1 protein-coding gene is annotated in these 530 nt (G+C 40.9%); it reads left to right on the top strand.

All coding sequences use genetic code 11. From position 1 onward, the window contains the following. On the top strand, positions 1-530 hold a 530-nt coding region (locus tag ACNOHI_RS25570), incomplete at both ends, for a hypothetical protein (RefSeq protein ID WP_420477530.1).

Here is a 530-nt window from a genome sequence, read left to right as displayed (position 1 = left end):
TCACAGTCAGCAAAGTAGCGTACGTTGAGATTCTGAACGATTCACTAAAACCGGTGCTGCAGGCAAAAGTCGAAATAAAGGAAGGGTCGGGAAACGGATCTTTTTATCTTCCTGTCAGCCTGGCTTCCGGTAACTATATTATCAGAGCCTATACCAACTGGATAAAGAATTTTGGTTCCAAAAGTTTTTTTGAAAAAAACATTACAATAATAAATCCCCTCAAAGGAAATCCTATAGCAGCATCTGAAGGACCTTCCGTATACAATGTTCAGTTTTTCCCCGAGGGAGGGAATCTGGTAAATGGCATATCAGGCAGAATAGCGTTTAAAGTAAGCGGACCGGACGGCTTCGGAGTTAACTTCAGAGGCGCTATTATTGACCAGCATAATGATACCATATCACGTTTTAAACCGCTGAAATTTGGAATAGGATCCTTTGAATTTACGCCAAAATCAGGCTCCAGTTATAAAGTTGTTGTAATCCCGGCAAATGAAAAGCCAGTCTACACAAGTTTACCGGAAATATTTCCC

This window comes from Noviherbaspirillum sp. ST9 (genome assembly GCF_048799745.1).
Classification (GTDB): Bacteria; Pseudomonadota; Gammaproteobacteria; order Burkholderiales; family Burkholderiaceae_D; genus Noviherbaspirillum.
The sequence above is the reverse complement of the archived record's forward strand: the minus strand, read 5'-3'. Positions and strand labels throughout refer to the sequence as shown.